This is a genomic window from uncultured Ruthenibacterium sp. (assembly GCF_963558415.1).
In the GTDB taxonomy this organism is placed as follows: domain Bacteria; phylum Bacillota; class Clostridia; order Oscillospirales; family Ruminococcaceae; genus Ruthenibacterium.
Genome location: NZ_CAUWGY010000020.1, coordinates 22,098 through 41,304 on the forward strand (window position 1 = coordinate 22,098; position 19,207 = coordinate 41,304).

Sequence of the window (19,207 nt, forward strand, 5' to 3'; positions counted from 1 at the left end):
TCACTGTAAGCCCTGATTGTACGGGTCCAGCAAATCGCGCAGCCAGTTACCCAAGAACATAATTCCGAGAACCGTCACCGTCAGTGCAATACCAGGCATTGTAGCCACCCACCAGTTGGTTGCCAAATAGTCGCGGCCATCGCTGAGCATTCCGCCCCAAGAAACATTCGGCGGCTGGATTCCAAGGCCCAAAAAGCTCAGGCTCGACTCGGCAATGATACTGGTTGCGACCGCCAACGTGGATACTACAATAAAAGAAGAAAAAACGTTGGGCAGAATGTGTTTCAAAATAATTTTATAATCCGGCGTACCAATGGTGATTGCCGCCTTCACAAATTCTCTTTGTTTCAAGCTTAATACTTCGCTTCGGATCAGACGGGCATAGGTAATCCACCCAGTAACACCAATGACAATAATCAAAGTCAAGACACTTCCGCTCATTACACTGACAGCCACCAGTGCGAGCAATGTACGCGGAATGGAATGAAACGCATCGGTGATACGCATAATGATGGAATCCAAGATGCCGCCGTAATAACCGGCCAAAAGGCCAAACAAGGTTCCGATAATTCCGGCCACTACTACGCTGAATACACCAATCAGCATAGAAACACGTGCGCCATACACAATGCGGCTAAAAATATCATGTCCCAGATTATCCGTTCCCAGCAGATACTGCGGGTCACCGCCCTCCATAAAGGCAGGCGGTTTGAGCATTGCCAGCGGGTTCATCTGGTTCGGATCAAAAGGCGCAATCCAAGGTGCAAAAATCGCAAAAATCATGGCCACCGAAACAATGATAAATCCTACAAGACCCGTCTTACTGCGCCACAGCATACGCATCCAACGCGGAAACACATGACGCTTGTTCCCGGTTCCGGTCGATGTTTTCTTCTTCACAAAAATGCCCCCCTTACGAATAACGGATACGCGGATCGATGAGGCAATACACGATGTCCGCAATCAGATTGGCTACAAGAGTAATCAGTGCGATCAGGAAAATACATACCTGCACCACACTCATATCCTGATTGTTGATGGACTGGATCAAAAATTGACCAAGGCCAGGCCATGCAAATACAGTCTCCGTGATCAGCGCGCCACCGATCAGACCGGGGATTTCCAATGCCACGATGGTTACAACCGGCACCAATGCGTTTTTAAAGGCATGAATGCAAACCACCGCGCTCTCCTTCAGGCCTTTGGAACGCGCAGTCCGGATATAATCCTCGTGCATAATGGACAGCATGTTAGAGCGTATCAAAGGGATGATCTGTGCGGCCGACTGTATGGAAAGCGTTAGAGCCGGAAGCACAAGGTGTGCCAACGTTCCTGACCCCGAAACCGGGAACCACTTGAGTTCAACCGAGAACAGAAGAATCAGCATAATGCCAACCCAGAAGTTCGGCATAGCACGGCCCAAAACCGAAACGCCACTAACGACCAAATCGAAGGGGGAATTTACAAATTGGGCACTGAGAATTCCCAAAGGAATGGAAAGAACAATTGAAAACAGCAATGCTGCGCCTGCCAGTTGTACCGAAGCAGGAATACGCTGCCATGCAAGCTCCATTGCGGGCTTTCCATATCGATAAGAATCTCCGAAATCTCCGGTGACCGCGTCGCCCAAGAAATCAAAATATTGCACATACAATGGACGGTTCAAACCTAGAGCCTCCCGCAGCGCCTGCCGATCCGCTTCCGTAGCATCCAAAGGCAGCATAGAGGCGGTTGGATCGCCCGCCACATTGACCAGCAAAAATACAATCAGCGTGATAATCAACAGTACCGGAATGATCTGTAGGACACGCTTCACCAGATATTTTCCCATGGATTTCACCTCTCAAAAGCGACAGGTCCGCAAGCTGACACCTGCGAACCTGCCTTTCAACAATCGCTTTCCGCTCGAACGAAAATTATTGCGCCAAAGTGACTTCGTCCGGCCTAATATTCGAATCCATTCTCGGATCCAATTGCACACGGTTGCTCACGCCAAAGATGGCTTTCATCTGACAGACCTGAATGAAAGGACGATCTTCTGCCAGGATTTCCTGCATACGTTCTTCCATCTCGGTACGAGCCGCCTCATCCATCTCTACACGAGCAGAATTGTACAGTTCTGTCAATTCATCGTTGAAATAGTCTGTTTGGCCGGTAGCACGCTGCGGGTCAGCATTGTTGCCCAACGCATACAGACCGTCGTACTGTCCATCCGACAAACCGATGAACAGCAGGTCCTTATTCTCTTTGCTTGTGAACGTATTGTTCAAAACAGTGCCATCAATCAGTTCCAGATTGACCTTCACGCCAACAGCTTCCAGATAAGCAGCGATCATCTGAGCCATCTCACTGTCCATCAGATAACGGCCGTTGGGAGACTGCATATCCAGTTCCAGTGTCTTACCGCCTTCGCCGTATCCAGCTTCGGCCAACAGTTCTTTAGCCTTTTCGGGATCATACAGGTTTGCATTCTCACTGCCATACAAGCTCTCATTAAAGCCCGGAACATCGCTGCCTACACGAGTACGGGTCGGGGTGCCTGCGCCCTGAAGCAGAGTCTCGCAAATGGCATCCTTGTCGATGGCATACTCCAGAGCCTCGCGGACCTTGGGATCGGAGCAAGCCCAACCATCGGTGCAACGCAAAATCAGCAGCATGATTCGAGAAGTTTCGCCGTATACAAGAGATGTGCCAAAACCATCGGTGTTATTGCCGACACGCTCCCATTCATTGACAGGCACGTTGTAAATCAAATCAACACCGCCGGCCAGCAGCTCGGAAACACGCGTGGAAGATTCAGGAATTACACGGTAGGTAACTTCATCCCAAGTTGCGGCTTCGCCATAGTAATCAGGATTGGGAACCAGGGTGTAATGGTCATCCGGAATCCACTCTTTCAAATTGTAGCATCCCGAAGTAACCGGAGAATCCATATAAGCATCGATGCCATTTTCTTCAACGTAATTTTTCGGCAGGATCATCGAGCAGGACATAGACAACAGCGTCGGCAAATCGGGGCGCGCTGTATCCGTAGTCACACGCACGGTGTAATCATCCACTACCTCTGTGCTGACAATGCACTTCAAATAAGTATTGCCTACCAGAGAAGCATCCTGGCTTACACGATCATAAGAGAACTTTACATCCTCCGCGGTAAGGGGATCGCCATTGTTGAATTTTACATCGTCGCGAATTTTAAATACCCAAGTCGTATCGCTTTCCTGGGAATACTCTACGCACAAATCATTTACCAACTGGAAATCAAGGTCACGATGGAACATCGTAGAACCAATGCTGGAAAACAAGTCCTGGTTGTTTGTCTGGTTCTGATTGTGTGGATCCGTAGTAATAATGTCGCTCGCGGCTCCAATCGTCAATACTTTCGAATCTGCATCCGTCTGGACAGCCGTACTGCCCGCCGTGGAACCACTCTGCCCACTGGACGAACTCGATCCGCCACAGCCGGCAAGAAGCATCGAACACGCCATCACCAGCGCCATCGCAAAAGCCAGCTTCTTTTTCATCTAAGACACCTCTTTCATCATTTTGCTTTTCGCCGTGGTACACCCTCCTCTTCCAGGTGCCCACACCCTCCTTGACGGCCAACACATTATTGTCCGGTCCACTTGTACAACTGTGTTTAGTCGTTGAACACAGTTTATACAAAAAAGGCGCACTTGTCAATTCTTTATGAACAAACCATGTACAAATTCGTTTATATATTCATATAAACCATCTTCCGTGGGCGTACAAATCGACAAATTGCACAAAAAAGGAGTCGTCAAAACTTGACGACTCCTTCTGAAAGCCTTTCTTCACTTACCTGCCTGGGGCAAAATGTTGTTCCACCGCAAATCCTGACGAGCTTGCAGGACATCCGTATAGCCTGCCATCACTTTGTAAAACGCTTCTATTTCCTCACGGGAGCATCCTCTTTCCAAAAGCTCGCTAAAAAGCTCCACATGATATTTTTTTTCGTTCACTTCCATCATGCGGTGAAGTTGCATTCCCTTTACTGTAGGGTACAAAAGTTGCATACGATCGTTATCTTCACACTTTTCCCGACAAATAAAACCTTTTTGTTCCAATTTTTTCAGTAATTGAGAGAGGGCTCCCCGCGTCCGATTCCATTTTTTGCAAAGTTGGGCGGCTGTGACACCCGGATGTTCGGCAATCTCTTCTACCGTACTTGCTTCTGTCATCGTCAATGTTAGTTCTGGTGAATATGCTTTTGGAATTCCGTTCATAGAACTACACACTGTGACAAAATCATACACCAATCCAGGTCTATGTGCGGAATGGTAAACCATTTCCTCAATTTTCTCTTCTTTGTTCGGCATCATAGGGTAGCCTCCTCAATGCAAGCGCTTTTGGCGAATTTTGGCATTGTTTTTCATTATAAACGCTGTGTCCTACAAAGTCAACTTTCTATTTTGAACGAAATACTTGTATTTCGTTCAAGGACACATATTCACAATTCCTGTTTTTTTATTGACTTCATTTTCCGTGCGTGCTATGATGACTCCAAGCTTCTAAATCATTTAGCAATAAAACATCCGCACACTCCATGGTTCTCTCTGTGCGGAAGAAGGGATGAAAAAGAATGGCTGACTTAAAAGAACTATACGACTATGTAGATGCTCACGCCCAGGAATACATTGAGCTTTTGCAAAAATTCTGCCGGCAACCCAGTATTTCCGCCCAGAACTTGGGAATCCGGGAAATGGTGGATATGATTCAAGAAGAAATGCATTCCATTGGTGTGAACCCCGAGATTATTGAAACCAGCGGAAATCCTATCATCTACGCAGAACTACCCGGCAAAAACAGCGAACGCACACTTTCTTTTTACAATCATTACGACGTTCAGCCGGCTGAGCCACTGGAGGAGTGGAAAAGCGACCCCTTTGGTGCGGAAATCCGTGATGGAAAAATGTATGCCCGCGGTGCTACAGACAACAAGGGAAGCCTTTTGAGCCGTTTATGCGCTGTAAAAGCTTATCAGGCGGTTTACGGCAAACTTCCATTGAATCTGAAATTCATTTATGAGGGAGAAGAGGAAATCGGAAGTCCTCATCTGTCGGAATTTGCACAAAAGTACCCCGATCGTCTGAAAACAGATGGATTCGCTTGGGAAGGTGGTTCCAAGCAATTAAATGGACCGCTGGAAGTATGCTTCGGTGTTAAAGGTCTGTTGTACATTGAATTGCGTTGCAAAACAGCGGCCAGTGATCTGCATTCCTGCAACGCTGCCATTGTAAAGAATCCGGCTTGGCGGCTCGTACAGGCATTGGCCACCATGAAAGACGCAAACGATCATGTCACTATCGACGGCTTCTATGACAGCGTAAAAGAACCCACCCAATATGAGATGGACTGTCTGAAAACGTTGCAGTTCCGTGAAGAGGAAACCAAAGAACGTATGGGACTGGATGGATTTATCAATGATCTGACAGGAATTCCTCTTTTAAAGAAACTTTACTACGAACCCACTGCTAACATCGCTGGATTCAAAGCTGGTTACTTGGGTGATGGCGCTAAAACCATCATGCCGGGACAGGCAGTGGTTAAAATGGACCTGCGTTTGGTACCGGATCAAAAACCCGAGGAAATTTTGAAACTTGTACGCGAGCATTTGGACCGCCATGGTTTCACGGATATTGAAGTAGTGCCTATTTCCGGAGAACCTCCTTTCCGTGCCGATCCGGAGTGTTTGTTTGCCAAAACAGTAATCAAATGTGTCAAACCCGTATATGGCATGGATCCGGAAGTTTTCGTGAGCAGCTCAGGTACTACGGCCATGTATCAGTTCTGCCATGAGGCCAATTTGGATGCAGTAATGTTCGGCGCCGGCAACGAGGGCTCCAACATTCACGCTCCGAATGAAAATATTATTTTGGAAGACTATATTAACGCCATCAAGATGGCTGCTACCGTGATGGAGGAATTTGCTCTGGCTCAGGAAGAAAAGTAATTTTGAGCAGTGGCCATCAGTTTTTCTTTTCAAAGTCTGATGGGTAGAAGCGCCCGTTTTCTCTTCTCATCAGATGTCATGAAACATGGAAAGTTCACAATAAAAAAGCCCCGGATCAAATCCGGGGCTTTTTTTATTTTGCGGTATTGATAAAGGAGCGGTTGTCCCATAGATATTTCGCGCCGGAAATAAGCGTAATGGCCGCCACACCCCAGCACAGAATAAAGGAAATAACCTGCGTAGTGTACACGCTGTATGCGCCGTCCGACACCGCCTGCTCAATGGCATAACCAAAATAATAGAAAATAATGGTGAGCATCTGCAATACGGTTTTGACCTTTCCCCACATATTCGCAGCAATGACCTTGCCGCCAGGGGCACCGGCAGCTACCATCCGCAAGCCGGACACTGCAAACTCTCGTGCCAAAATCAGTACGATCACCACCGGATGACACACACCATCCGCCATCATATACACAAAAGCCGTTGTGGTCAGCAACTTATCCGCCAGTGGATCGGCAAACTTTCCGAAGTCGGTGACCAAGTGATACTTTCGTGCTAAATTTCCATCCAAAAAATCCGTAAAACTTGCCACTGCAAACACGATTCCCGCAGCCAACATCCAGTGATAAGCAGCGCAAAGCATAAATACTGGCACCAGCAAAATACGCAACATCGTCAATTTATTTGGCAGATTCATTGTTGTATCCTCCCTTTATTCCTCCACAGGTTCAGCGTACAAATCGTACAAATCGCTGTCTGTTACCCGCACACGCAGCATGGTTCCCGGCTCAATAGGGCTCTCGCTGGCTACACACACTACGGCATCAATATCCGGCGCATCCGCTTTGCTGCGGCACAAATACAAATCATTCTCTTCATCGTATTCATCACACAGTACTGTGAGTTCACATCCCAATTTTTCAGCCTGCTTTTGCGCCATAATCTCGGTTTGAATACGCATAATCGTATCTGCACGTTGCTGACGCAATTCCTGGGGCAATTGCTCCATCCGGGCAGCCACAGTGCCTTCTTCCTCACTGTATGCAAAACAGCCCAACCGATCGAAACGATACTGGCGCACAAAATCACATAGCTCTTCAAACTGTGCTTCGGTCTCGCCCGGATAGCCAGCAATCAGAGTGGTACGTAACGTCAAATCCGGCATAGAAGCGCGCAAACGATCCAGAGCGTTTAGAACGGTCTGACGATCGCCCTTACGGTTCATGTTCTTCAAAACTTCTGAATTGATATGCTGAATGGGAACATCCAAATAGTGCAACACCTTTTCATTGCGCACCATAGCGTCGATAAATTCATCGGTGATGCGTTCGGGATAAGCATACAAAAGACGAATCCACTGAATGCCCTCCACCTGATTCAAAGCGTCCAGCAACTGAGCAATCTCAACGTTTCCGCGATCTGCACCAAACGCAGTTACATCCTGGGCAACTACAATCAGTTCTTTCACGCCTTCAGATGCCAAGAACCGTGCCTCTGCTACCAAATCTTCTACGGTACGGCTCCGCAGACCGCCGCGAATCAATGGAATCGCACAATAGTAACATCCGTTGGAACAACCTTCGGCAATTTTTAAGTATGCGTAATGATGCGGCGTTGAAATCACACGGCGTCCACCCAAGGGCAGTGCTTCTTTTGCGCCGTAACTCTCAATGTGCGTCTCTCCTGCCAGGCGCTCCAAAATTTGTACAATGGCCGCATTGGAACCGATTCCGACCACTGCATCCACCTCGGGAATCTCCTTTAGGATCTCCGACCGATAACGCTCCGCCAAACAACCGGTGACGACTACCTTCAACGCCGGATGATCCTGTTTGTAACTACATGCTTGCAGGATATTTTCAATGGCCTCCTGCTTAGCACTTTCAATAAACCCGCAGGTATTGACCAAGATTACATCCGCCTCGTCTAAATCCGCGGTAGTAGTGTGCCCGGCGCTGATCAGCGCATGACACATCACGTCGGCGTCCACCTGATTTTTGGGGCAGCCTAATGAAATCATGGCGATTGTCATTCAAAGTCCTCTCTTTCCCGTTCCAATTCTTCAAAGCAACACTCCAGTGCTTCCCGCGCCGTTCCATAAGCAAATCCGCGGCGCGCTAGAGCCGCCAACACTTTTTCTCTCTCACCGTTTGCCAGCTTCCGCAGATAACTTTTGCGGATCAACGCACAGCACGCCTCGAACTCATTTGGCTCCAATTCGGTCAATACACGCTCTATCATTTCCCGATCAAGGCCCTTTTGTTCCAACTGGTATCGAATCTCTCGGACCGATTTGTTCTGTCCTACCAGCCAAGCAACTCTGCTGCGGGCAAAACGCTCATCGTCCAGTAAGTCCAAACGATTCATTTCTGCCACAGCCGCTGCAGCAGAATGCTCATCAAATACACGACAAAGTTTTTGGTACAGCTCACCGGAAGAATAGTCGCGCAAAGAAAGATACCCCAGGGCCTTTTCCTTGGCCCTGCGGGTATCGCTTTGTCGTTGCAGTTCCGCCAGGGCCGCCGCATCCAGCGTCATTCCCTCACGGATGTGATTTTTAACAAATGTCTCATCGTCCACCGAAAACAAGAAACGTTCCTCTTCATCGAACAACGCATATCTGCCTCTTCTTGTCTCGCGGATGCTGCCGATCATCATGCCTCGTCATCCTCAACCATGATATCGATGTTGGCTTTCTCCGGACGTTTGGCGGGCTTAACTTCAATTTTGTCATCCGGTGCTTGCGCACTGACAGGCGCCTTACTGGGCGCATCGTCCAAATTGGCCGGGCGTTTCAGCACTTCTCCTTTTTTCAGCGTATACAATTTGCCGGCATTTTCACGTACCAGCTTCTCAATCTCTTCGAACATTTCGGGATGTTCATCCAAATAGACTTTTGTATTATCACGTCCTTGTCCCAGACGCGTATCGCCATAAGAAAACCATGCGCCGCTTTTCTGAATAAAGCCCAATTTGACAGCCAGATCCAGCAATTCTCCGGTCTTTGAAATACCCTGACCGAACATAATATCAAATTCCGCTTCTTTAAAAGGCGGAGCCACTTTATTTTTGACCACTTTTGCACGTGTGCGGTTGCCAATAAACGAACCTGTGGAATCCTTTAATCCTTCGATTCGGCGAACATCGATACGTACGGAAGAATAGTATTTCAATGCACGGCCGCCAGGCGTCGTCTCCGGATTTCCATACATTACGCCAACTTTTTCGCGCAACTGGTTGATGAAAATCGCAATTGTGCCCGTCTTTCCAATTACACCCGTCAGTTTTCGCAGGGCCTGACTCATCAAGCGGGCCTGCAGACCAACATGAGAATCGCCCATTTCACCTTCGATTTCGGCGCGCGGCACCATAGCAGCCACCGAGTCGATTACAACGGCATCAATCGCACCCGAACGGACCAACGCCTCACAAATCTCCATAGCCTGCTCACCGGTATCCGGTTGGCTGACAAGCAGAGAATCAATATCCACGCCCAACGCCTTTGCATAAACTGGATCCAATGCGTGCTCTACATCGATGAACGCAACTTCACCACCGTTTTTCTGAGCCTCAGCAATGCAGTGGAGCGCCAGCGTCGTCTTACCGGAAGACTCCGGTCCATAAATCTCCACGATGCGTCCGCGAGGCAGGCCACCAATCCCCAGTGCCAAATCCAGTGACAAACTGCCCGTGGAAATTGCATCCACGTTCATAGTCACATTTTGGCCCAATTTCATAACAGCGCCTTTGCCAAACTGCTTTTCAATTTGCGAAAGCGCCGTTTCAAGCGCTGTTTTCTTATCGCCCGCCGCCTTCTTGGTGGGAGACACGATTGCTTTTTTCTCTGCCATTGTTTCCTCCAAAATGCTGTTTTAGTATATCTTTAAAATATCACATCATATGTCCAATAAATCGGACTTGTAAAGAAATTCTATGGAGAACGGAATTAGTATACCCCAAACACGTACAAAATGCAATTTATTCCGAGTTTTCCGGTATAGCTTCCCCTCTGGGACGTTTGGCACACACACATCGATCGCGGCCACCCAGGTCCTTTAAGACCGTTACGTCAATATATCCGGCTTTTTGGCAGATACAGCTCACATCCTTGCCCTGAAGCCATCCAATTTCAAATATAAGAACACCGCCAGGAGAAAGTTTGGAAAAATAAGCCGGTGCAATGTGAGAATAAAATTCCAATCCTCTTTCCCCGGCCTCCAAAGCCATACGTGGCTCAAAAGCCAACTCTGGCGCTAACTGTTGCATTTCATCCGGAGAAATATAGGGCGGATTAGAAACGATGATGTCAAAACTCTCATCTTCTAACCCGCTGTCCCAGCAAAGCACATCCGCCTGCACCACACGCAAAGGTGAACCATACTTTTGATTATTCCTGTCAAGATACTTTAGCGCCTGTGAAGAAAGCTCCACCGCAGTTACCTGCGAATCCGGCACATGACATGCTACCGCCAATGCGATGGCTCCACTTCCGCTGCAAAGATCCACTACCCGTGCAGCTTCTTTCTTGCGCGCAGCCTCAATCGCCTGCTGTGCCACCAATTCTGTATCCGGCCGTGGAATCAAAACGCCTGGCCCTACGCAAAGCGTCAAATCCAAAAAATCCCACTCGCCAAGCAAATATTGCAATGGTTCATGATGACAGCGCCGTTCAAGCAAGCCGTCCAGCACTGTTTGACTCTCAGGTGGAACACCGGTTTCGCTGTACGCATTTAGTCCAGTCACGAAATAGACAAGCTGTGCAGCATCAAATTCTGCATCTTCCACCTGCATTTGCTTTAAACGGCATACTGCATCACGCCAAAGCTCACGCGCGGTCACCATTTTCCCTCGTTGGGGTCGTCCGGCAAAACCGGCTGAACCGCAGCAATGGCGCATTCGATCATGCTGTCATCTGGCTCATTGGTTGTAATGTGCTGCAACCACAGGCCAGGTGCGGAAATTGCACGGGTAATCACATTGTTGTGACGACCGCAAAATTTAATGATCTCATAACCTACTCCCATGACCACCGGTAAAAGGAGCAATTTCAGTGCGATGCGAAGCAAGGTGTTCGTACTAGTAATCAATGCCCCAACCAAAATGCTTAAAAGCACAACAATCAATAAGAAGCTTGTACCGCAGCGAGGGTGAAAACGGGAACAACGACGAATATTTTCTACTTTCAATTCCAAACCAGCCTCATAACAGGCGATGGTCTTATGCTCTGCCCCATGATAAGCAAACATTCGTTTAATGTCTTTCATACGGCTGACAAGCGCCATATAACCCACAAGCATAACGATTTTTAAAATGCCTTCAATCCACGCACGCCACAAACCAAGTTCTACGAACTTTCCTAAAAGTCCGGTCAACGCAGTAGGAATGACCAAAAACAACACCAGTGCCAGTGCGCCACCCGCGATTGCGGCCAATGTCATAATAAAATTTCCTGCTTTATCGCCAAATGTGTCATTTACCCATTTATCAAATCGGCTTTCTTCCTGCTCAAACGCCTCCTCACCCATGGAGATCTCTGCGCTTTTCATCAAGCACTGGTATCCGCTCACCAAGCTTTCCACAAAAGCGCATACCCCACGCACAAGCGGCCACTTCTGCCAAGTATGTGTAGATAATTCCTTCGTTTCGATGTAAATTTCACCATCCGGCTTTCTCACAGCCAAAGCCATTTTTTTAGGTCCTCGCATCATGATGCCTTCAATCAGCGCCTGACCGCCTACACTTGTTTTAAATTTTTCTTCTGGTGTATATTGTTTCAAATCAAAGTTCCTTTCCGTTCTTCCGCTTCTTTTTCCTTTCGGTAAATGGGTAAGCGCAGTGTCACCACTGTGCCGTTGCCCAATTCGCTTTGAATGTCCAAGGCACCGCCGTGTGCCTGCATAATCTCGTCCACCACCGCCAAACCAATGCCGGACCCGCGCACAGCGCCCTTTCCCTTGTAAAACTTAATACGCACATTCTCCAAATCCTCAGGAGATATGCCCGGCCCTTGGTCCGCAATGCTTACATAAGCATTGCTAGAATCGGTCAAAAGTTCGATCGTGATGGAGCCATCCTTAGGCGAGTATTTGACCGCATTGTCCAAGACATTGACAAATACCTGGCGCAAACGTGCCGGATCTCCCCGCACCGGTACGGGCTGTGCAGGTTCTTCCCAGATCAGATGCAGCCCTTCCAATTCCACGCGACGCTCCATCATAATGACAGCGTCCGAAATTTCAGCGGCCAAATCCAAAAGTTCTGGCTTCAGGGTAAGTCCGTTTTGCATACGAGAGAAATCCAGCAATTCCTCTACCATCGCATACAATCGATCCGTTTCATTGGCAATTACTTGTACGCCCCGCTTATAAGCGGGATCTTTTGGATCCTCAATGGCCGCAATGGTCTCGATCCAACCTTTGATAGAAGTAAGCGGCGTGCGCAGTTCGTGGGACACCGAAGAGATAAAATCATTTTTCATGCGTTCGGTTTTGTCCAGTTCGCCCGCCATGTGGTTAATTGCAGCGGACAATTTTCCAATCTCGTCATCCGACTTTTGTTCCAACCGAATAGACAAATCACCCAATGCTATTTTTGCAGTGGTTGCTTCGATTTCATTCAAAGGCCGCACGATGCTGCGGATAAAAAACATACCCGACCAAATGCTGAACATAACAATGGCCGCCACCACTGCCAAGCTGAGAAGAATCAAGGTTTCGATGCTGCGGTCCACTAGAGCCAAACTGGTAACCAGGCGCACCGCCAATAAATCGCCAGAAGGGTAAGGCAAAAGCGCCGTCATGGCCATCACCTTTTCGCCCATCTCACTCTCATAAACTGCATATCCGGTACCGTCCTCGCTGGATAGAGCCTTTACCAAATCACTTCCTGCTACGGTATCCCGAGAAAAACCAGTCGTTGAAACGGCAACCCGACCGTTATTATCTACCAGCATCAACTCAAACTTGTCTTTTTCTGAAAACTGCTCCACCATGCGGCGTAGCACATTCTCACGGCTTTCCCCTGTCTGACTTCCTGATGCAGAAAGTTGCGTAAGAATGGTACTGCTCCGGGACGCCAGCGCACGGCGCGCACCTTCATAATAATTGGAAATGGAAAAATACAAAAATACGGTTTCTGCCAGCAGCAGCACCAAAATGGTGATAAGAAGGCTACCACGCACCCAACGTTTTGTAATGCTGTTCAAGCCAAGGCCGCCTCCTTTTTGCTCCTCTCCGGCTTCCGCTTAGCCATTCCATCGATATCCGTATCCCCAGACCGTCATAATATGCTTAGGCGCCGAAGGTTCGTCCTCAATTTTCATGCGCAAACGCCGAATATTTACGTCTACAATTTTTACGTCGCCGAAATAATTTTCGCCCCAAACGCCCTCCAAAATTTTCTCGCGAACCAAGGCAACGCCTGGATTGGCAAAAAACAATTCCATAATCTGAAACTCTACCTGTGTCAAATCAATGGGTTGTCCATTTTTATAAAGAATGCGGCTTTTTTGGTCCAGTACAAACACACCGGACACCATACGCCCATCGTCCTCGTCTTGGGTTTGAGGCGCATTTCGGGCAACCCGTCTCACCAAAGCATCCACACGGGCCAAAAATTCGCTAATGCTAAACGGTTTGGTCATATAATCATCCGCGCCGATAGACAGGCCGCGAATTTTATCCGTTTCCTGGCTTTTTGCGCTGAGCATAATAATTCCCACCGTAGCAGAATCCCGCCGAATATTCTCGCATAGGGAAAAGCCGTTCATTCCAGGCAACATAATATCCAGCACCGCCACATCAAAGGGCTTATGCTCTTTAAACACCGACAACGCCTCCTCGGCGCTGGCCGCTTCATATACCTCGTACCCTGCCAATCGCAGATTCAGCCCCACTACCTCACGAATCGCTTCTTCGTCTTCTACTACCAGTATCTTTCTCATGCCGCTTCGCCTTCCTCATCATTCAATCACGCGGATGCCGCGCTGAATTATCTGGGCATCCAGAGTAGAACATTCGCCGCTGAAATAGAACATTACATACTTATCTCCTACACGTATTCCCTGTACAAAGGAGTTGGGAAGTGTTGAAGGACTTTCTACAATCCGAACATTTACAAGAATCCTTTGCGTCTGTGCGTCCAACACGCTCCACGAATCATCTTGAGCCGTACTCAAAGAAATTTCTATGGTATCCCGCCATGCTTCCGGAAGCCGGATGTAATAACTGTATTCTGAATCATAAATGCCAAACTGAAGTGCTGAATCCACTGCCAGATAATTGTTCCACTGTACGTAGTACAGCCGATTTACCAATTGATCCGGAGCCGCGCTTCCCAAGACCTGCGGGACTAAGATCAACCCGTTATTGCTCATATCCGTAGAATTCAAAGATGTAATATAACGGACGGATTGCCGAGGGATATCCTCCGCATTGGAGCCAGCACACTCCACCAAACTTTTTCCCATGACGCGCCAAACTTGGCTGGCATGTGCTCCGGACGAAAACGTTCCATCCACCACAAGTCCACGAACATTTCCGTAGATGGACAACATCAAACTGGAACAAGAAGTAAACCGTTCATCCATCTGAACCGTGTGCCAAAGCTCCATTTTTCCATTGGTCACACCCGCTAGCTGAATACTCAAAGCGCCAGACTCAGCCACCGTAGGAATCAAAACCAGTTCGGGTGTTCCACTGCCTGTGAAGTCAGCAACCACATACGAGTCGTACGCCTGTGTATAGAGAGTTGATACCTGCTGCCCATCGTATGAATAAATCGCCAAATACTTGTCCGCTAAATTGGTGTTGGCGTAACCTACAACGAACTGAATCCCCGTCTGTAAAAAGCTCACACGCTCCACGCTTGCCAACTCACTGGAAAGACCGCTGACCTGCTGAACGACGACCCATTCGCCTTCCTGTTGTTCCAATACAGCAAAATTCACATTTTGGCTTTTATTTTTCAACGTATAAAATACTAGAGCCTCGGTCTCACCATCGGCATCAAAATCATCCAAGAGCAATGGCGCCATCTCATCCCCGCCTCGGGGGTATTTAAGCTGAAGGGTATCCCCCATGGCTGCGGTCAGTGCTTTCTGCACAGCGCTCTGCTGCTGTGTGGCCTGCGGAACGCGCAACATCTCCTCCACATCTTCTCCTGGAGGAAATCCGCCACATCCAGTCAGCAGAGCCACAGTCGCCACAAGAGCGGCCAGCCGTTTCCAGACAGCCATCGCCGCCCCTCCTTTTCTGTTCAAAAAGTAAAAAAACAGTTACAAATAGTATACCATACATGTACTCTTTAAACAAGATGAATCCCAATGCTCATAATTAAGATTCCCACGCAAAGCCCCGCCACAGTACCGCCGCGATCTCCGCTTGAGAATCCTTGCGGAATCAGTTCACTCACCGACACATACAACATCACTCCGGCAATAAGGGCGATCAGCCCGTTGAGAAACAGCGCAGACAAAAAACTTCTCAAAAATAAAAATGCCAATACTGCGCCTGCCGGTTCGGCCAAACCGGAAAACAGTGCATACAAAACGCCTCGCGCGCGGCTGCCTGTTGCGTAATATACCGGTACGGAAATCGCAAACCCTTCTGGAATATTATGCAAGGCTACTGCCGCCGCCAATGTAAGCCCCAGCGTTGGGTCCGCATAAGTTGTGAACAGCGTAAGAATTCCTTCGGGAAGATTATGCATCACAATTGCGGCCGTGGTGACCATAGCGCTTCGCAAAGCACCTGCTGACGCGCCTTCGCGACCAGCCGCAAGTTCACACTCTGAGGGAATGCAGCGCTCCAAAAGCAATGCCACGATCATTCCCATCAGACACAAACTCGCCGAATAAAATGCCGCTTGCGTAATTGGCATCGTCTCTCCATAGGTTTCCACCGTATGAGGCAACATATCCGACAAAGATACTGTCATCATAACACCGGCGGCAAAGCCCATGGAAAAAGACATCATTCTATTTCCCGGACGACGAAAAAAAAGGACCGCCAGACCACCGATCCCTGTGGATAAACCGGCAAGACCGCTGAGCAGCAACGCAAACAGCATTTTTATCCCCCCTCTGGGAATAGATATGCCGGCGCCCTTGCCAGATATGAAAAAGCGGGCGCGCCGTACAAGAACAAGTCCTGTGCGGCGCGCCCGCTCTGTGCTTTATTCTGGTGCTTTCATGCTTTCTACCATGCTGATGGAACGCAATTTCCGGTGCATAACCAAATTGACAAGGCAGCTAAACACCATCGTCAAAATCGCGCTATACACATAACTCATAACTTTTATGCTGCGCCCAAACATCACGGCATCCACCTCAGCGGTACGAATGACAAACATATGCAAAAAGATTCCCAGTACCAGTCCTGCGAGTGTTCCAATCACACTCAGTGCAATGGATTCGCGGTACACATAAGCCGAGACCTCTTTGTCATAGAAGCCCAAAACTTTAATGGTCGCGATTTCTTTCACTCGTTCGGTAATATTGATATTGGTCAAGTTATACAGCACCACAAAGGCGAGTACTCCCGCCGATACAATTAAAACTACAACAATTGTGTCGATTTTTTCCAGCATATTGGAGAAGGTTTCTTTCAAATCTTCTGTAAAGCTAACAGAAGACACTCCCTCTGCGCTCAACAGAGCCTCGCTCAGAGTATCTCGGCCTTCCTGACTTGAGTCTGCCGATCTAGCGTACACAGTGTTGAACTCCGGTTCCTCTCCAAATCCGTCCCGATAGGTATTGGCCGTCATGTAAACATAATTTTCCACGTAATTCTCTACAATGCCGCTGACCGTGAAGCTCGCAGTCTGTCCGTCATTGTTCTCCAATTCCACCGTATCACCTATGCCTACATCCATCCGCTGGCTCATCTTCTCTGTGATGACCACCTGTCCATCCTGCGGGACATCCACCGGATCGCCGCCCTTTCGGGTGTGCAAATCGACAAATTGCGGCAAGTCTTCCATCGTCTGCGGAACTACGAGATAAGTGGTAAAGCTGTCCGATCCAATGGAGTTGGTACTCTGCTCCTGATGAATCGGCAAGTATCCTTCTACCAGTTGTGTGTCATTGAGAATCTCCTGCATACCATCCTTATCCAAAGCCTGCTGATTTTTCAGCGAGATGGAAACATCGTAAGTAAACACCTCGCCGAATTGCTTGTAGACAATGTCACTGATGGAATCATGCAGCCCAAATCCCGTTACTAACAGTGCCGTACATCCTGCAATTCCTACAACCGTCATGAAGAATCTCTTTTTGTAGCGGAACAGATTCCGTGCGGTCACCTTGTAAGTAAATTTCATACGCTTCCACACAGCCGGTATCCGCTCCAGCAAAATGCGTTTTCCCGCTTTGGGAGCTTTGGGAAGCATCAGTTGAGCAGGTGTTTCCTTCAATGTAGCCCATCCGGCATTCAGTGTGGCCATCAGCGTACATATAATGGCTGCTGCCGATGACAAAACCGCATATTTTACATTAAACTGACAGTATAAATCCGGCAAATTATACATCATGGAATAAGCGTTCCAGATGACCGTGGGGAACAAATGGAAACCTACGGTCAAGCCGACAACACATCCCACAATGGAAGCAGTCATGGCATAAAGAATATATTTGAGCATAATGGCCCGTTTGGTATATCCCAAGGCCTTCATTGTGCCAATCTCAAGACGTTCCTCTTCCACCATGCGGGTCATCGTCGTTAAGGCCACCAAAGCAGCTACCAAGAAGAAGAACACAGGAAATACTTTGGCAATGGCATCTACTTTCTGAACATTGGATTCAAAAGATGCAAAACTCACGTTCGTATCCCTGGTCAAAACATACCACTCGGGCATTTCAAGCTCATCAATAGTCTTTTGAGCATCATCCAATTGCCGCTCTGCATCCGCCAGTTCCTGTTCCGCGTCCTGTTTCTGCACCTGATATTCGTTTTCGCCGTCCTCCCATTGCTTTTTCGCATCTTCGAGTTCGGCAATTCCCTGCTCATACTGCTCCTGAGCAGCATCCAATTTCTGTTGTGCTTGTTCAAATTCCAGTTGGGCCAATCCCGGTGCCAAATTCAGCTCCGTCTCGCCCGCGGCAATCAGCTTTTCGGCCTCGGTAATCTGCTTTTTGGCCTCTGCCAGCTTTGCCTTGCCTGCGGCCAACTGCGACTCGCCATCAGCAATCTTCTGTTCGTTGGCCTCCAGTTCCTGTTTGGCAGTCTCCAACTGAACCCGACCGTTGTTTAGCTGAGTGACCGCCTCATCATAAATTTGCTTTGCGCTATCGGCCTGGGAACGTGCAGTAGCTGCGGCCGAATCCAGCGCATCCAATCGGCTTTGTTCTGTTTGAACTGCCTGCTGTGCAGCTTCATACGTTTGTTGCTCTTTTTGTTCCAAAGCTTGCGCTTGTGCCAGTTGTTCCTGCACTGCAGCATAATCGGGGTCTTCCGGAGTCATTCCGGCCAGTTGTTCTTCAAGCGCTACACGCTGATTGTATGCCGCCTCATAGGCAGCCTTTGCCTCGCTCTCAGATGCCTGAAGATCTCCAATATTGCTGTTGGCATGGCCTTCCTGTGCCGCCTGCTCGGCCGTCTGTGCAGCAGCTTCTAACGCTTGATACTGAGTTTCCAGGGAAGGCAACAGACTCTCTGCTTCCTTTAAAGCAGACTCCAACAGCTCGATTTGTTCCCGACCGTTTTCCAACTGTACCTTGGCATCTTCTAACGCCTGCTCTTTGTCCTCCAGCTCTTTCACACCGTCTTCGTATTGAGCCTTTGCATCAATCAGGCTATTTTTTGCCTGGGTCAGTTTATCTTTTTCCTGAGCCAATGTATCGGGAAGTGTCTCCCGATTCTGTTCCAGCTCTTTTTCTCCGCTCTCAATCTGGTTTTTGGCATCTGCCAGCTCTTTTTCGCCCGATTCAATTTCTGCGCGTCCATCGTCCAGCTCCTGCTGCGCCTCTGCCAGTTGTTGCTCGGCGTCTGCCTTTTTCTCCTCATATTCGGCACGAGCGTCGTCCAGCTCCTGCTGCGCTTCCGTTTTGACTTCATCGTAACGAATCTCACAACGAGCTGCGCTGATATCCTCAATTTTGTCAACGATATCGTCGACTACATCGTCATACTCATCCAGCAGTGAATCCGTTTGCGCTGCTCCGGAAACGGTCAAATAGGCCACTGTGTAAACATCCTGGACAAAATTTTCGCTGCCCACATACATGACAAGTCC

16 protein-coding genes are annotated in these 19,207 nt (G+C 48.5%); 1 reads left to right on the plus strand and 15 read right to left on the minus strand.

Annotated features, from left to right (window positions below; genetic code table 11):
- The 4 genes from AB5H98_RS05345 to AB5H98_RS05360 all read right to left on the minus strand — a co-directional run bounded on the left by AB5H98_RS05345 (nt 1) and on the right by AB5H98_RS05360 (nt 4,343).
- Nucleotides 1-900: an ABC transporter permease gene (locus tag AB5H98_RS05345; RefSeq protein WP_367924894.1), complete on the minus strand. Its 900-nt coding sequence runs from the start codon at nt 898-900 to the stop codon at nt 1-3.
- Between the two features lie 13 nt (nt 901-913).
- Nucleotides 914-1,831 carry an ABC transporter permease gene (locus AB5H98_RS05350; protein WP_367924895.1) on the minus strand — a complete coding sequence of 306 codons (918 nt, stop codon included), beginning with the start codon at nt 1,829-1,831 and terminating at the stop codon, nt 914-916.
- An 85-nt stretch (nt 1,832-1,916) separates the two neighbouring features.
- Nucleotides 1,917-3,524 (minus strand): ABC transporter substrate-binding protein, encoded by a 1,608-nt coding sequence (locus AB5H98_RS05355; protein ID WP_367924896.1) that lies wholly within the window; start codon nt 3,522-3,524, stop codon nt 1,917-1,919.
- Between the two features lie 291 nt (nt 3,525-3,815).
- Nucleotides 3,816-4,343, minus strand: coding sequence for a MarR family winged helix-turn-helix transcriptional regulator (locus tag AB5H98_RS05360; RefSeq protein ID WP_367924897.1), 528 nt, complete (start codon nt 4,341-4,343; stop codon nt 3,816-3,818).
- Nucleotides 4,344-4,603: 260 nt separating this feature from the next.
- On the opposite strand from AB5H98_RS05360, the gene AB5H98_RS05365 reads away from it, so the two are divergent.
- A complete protein-coding gene (locus AB5H98_RS05365) occupies nt 4,604-5,974 on the plus strand; it encodes a M20/M25/M40 family metallo-hydrolase (RefSeq protein WP_367924898.1) in 1,371 nt (456 codons plus the stop codon).
- Between the two features lie 133 nt (nt 5,975-6,107).
- Here the strand turns inward: AB5H98_RS05365 and pgsA are convergent, their stop codons facing one another.
- The 11 genes from pgsA to AB5H98_RS05420 all read right to left on the minus strand — a co-directional run.
- Nucleotides 6,108-6,674, minus strand: coding sequence for a CDP-diacylglycerol--glycerol-3-phosphate 3-phosphatidyltransferase (gene pgsA / locus AB5H98_RS05370; protein WP_367924899.1), 567 nt, complete (start codon nt 6,672-6,674; stop codon nt 6,108-6,110).
- 15 nt (nt 6,675-6,689) lie between these two features.
- Nucleotides 6,690-8,009, minus strand: coding sequence for a 30S ribosomal protein S12 methylthiotransferase RimO (gene rimO / locus AB5H98_RS05375; RefSeq protein ID WP_367924900.1), 1,320 nt, complete (start codon nt 8,007-8,009; stop codon nt 6,690-6,692).
- Nucleotides 8,006-8,635, minus strand: coding sequence for a regulatory protein RecX (locus AB5H98_RS05380; RefSeq protein WP_367924901.1), 630 nt, complete (start codon nt 8,633-8,635; stop codon nt 8,006-8,008). The genes rimO and AB5H98_RS05380 overlap by 4 nt, the downstream gene beginning before the upstream one ends.
- Nucleotides 8,632-9,828 carry a recombinase RecA gene (gene recA / locus AB5H98_RS05385; RefSeq protein ID WP_367924902.1) on the minus strand — a complete coding sequence of 399 codons (1,197 nt, stop codon included), beginning with the start codon at nt 9,826-9,828 and terminating at the stop codon, nt 8,632-8,634. Before recA ends, AB5H98_RS05380 begins: the two co-directional genes overlap by 4 nt.
- 127 nt (nt 9,829-9,955) lie before the next feature.
- Nucleotides 9,956-10,819, minus strand: a complete 864-nt coding sequence (prmC, locus tag AB5H98_RS05390; RefSeq protein ID WP_367924903.1) for a peptide chain release factor N(5)-glutamine methyltransferase — start codon at nt 10,817-10,819, stop codon at nt 9,956-9,958.
- Nucleotides 10,813-11,685, minus strand: coding sequence for a DUF1385 domain-containing protein (locus tag AB5H98_RS05395; RefSeq protein ID WP_367924909.1), 873 nt, complete (start codon nt 11,683-11,685; stop codon nt 10,813-10,815). Before AB5H98_RS05395 ends, prmC begins: the two co-directional genes overlap by 7 nt.
- A 65-nt stretch (nt 11,686-11,750) precedes the next feature.
- Complete coding sequence (locus tag AB5H98_RS05400; protein WP_367924904.1) at nt 11,751-13,181, minus strand: sensor histidine kinase; 1,431 nt, start codon at nt 13,179-13,181, stop codon at nt 11,751-11,753.
- Nucleotides 13,182-13,220: 39 nt separating this feature from the next.
- The gene (locus AB5H98_RS05405) at nt 13,221-13,919 is read right to left on the minus strand and encodes a response regulator transcription factor (protein WP_367924905.1); all 699 of its coding nucleotides are present in this window, start codon (nt 13,917-13,919) and stop codon (nt 13,221-13,223) included.
- 18 nt (nt 13,920-13,937) lie between these two features.
- A complete protein-coding gene (locus AB5H98_RS05410; RefSeq protein ID WP_367924906.1) occupies nt 13,938-15,212 on the minus strand; it encodes a hypothetical protein in 1,275 nt (424 codons plus the stop codon).
- 68 nt (nt 15,213-15,280) lie between these two features.
- Entirely contained in the window at nt 15,281-16,045 is a 765-nt protein-coding gene (locus AB5H98_RS05415; RefSeq protein WP_367924907.1) for a ZIP family metal transporter, read from the minus strand.
- A 105-nt stretch (nt 16,046-16,150) separates the two neighbouring features.
- The coding region (locus tag AB5H98_RS05420; RefSeq protein ID WP_367924908.1) for an FtsX-like permease family protein at nt 16,151-19,207 on the minus strand (3,057 nt) is incomplete at its 5' end.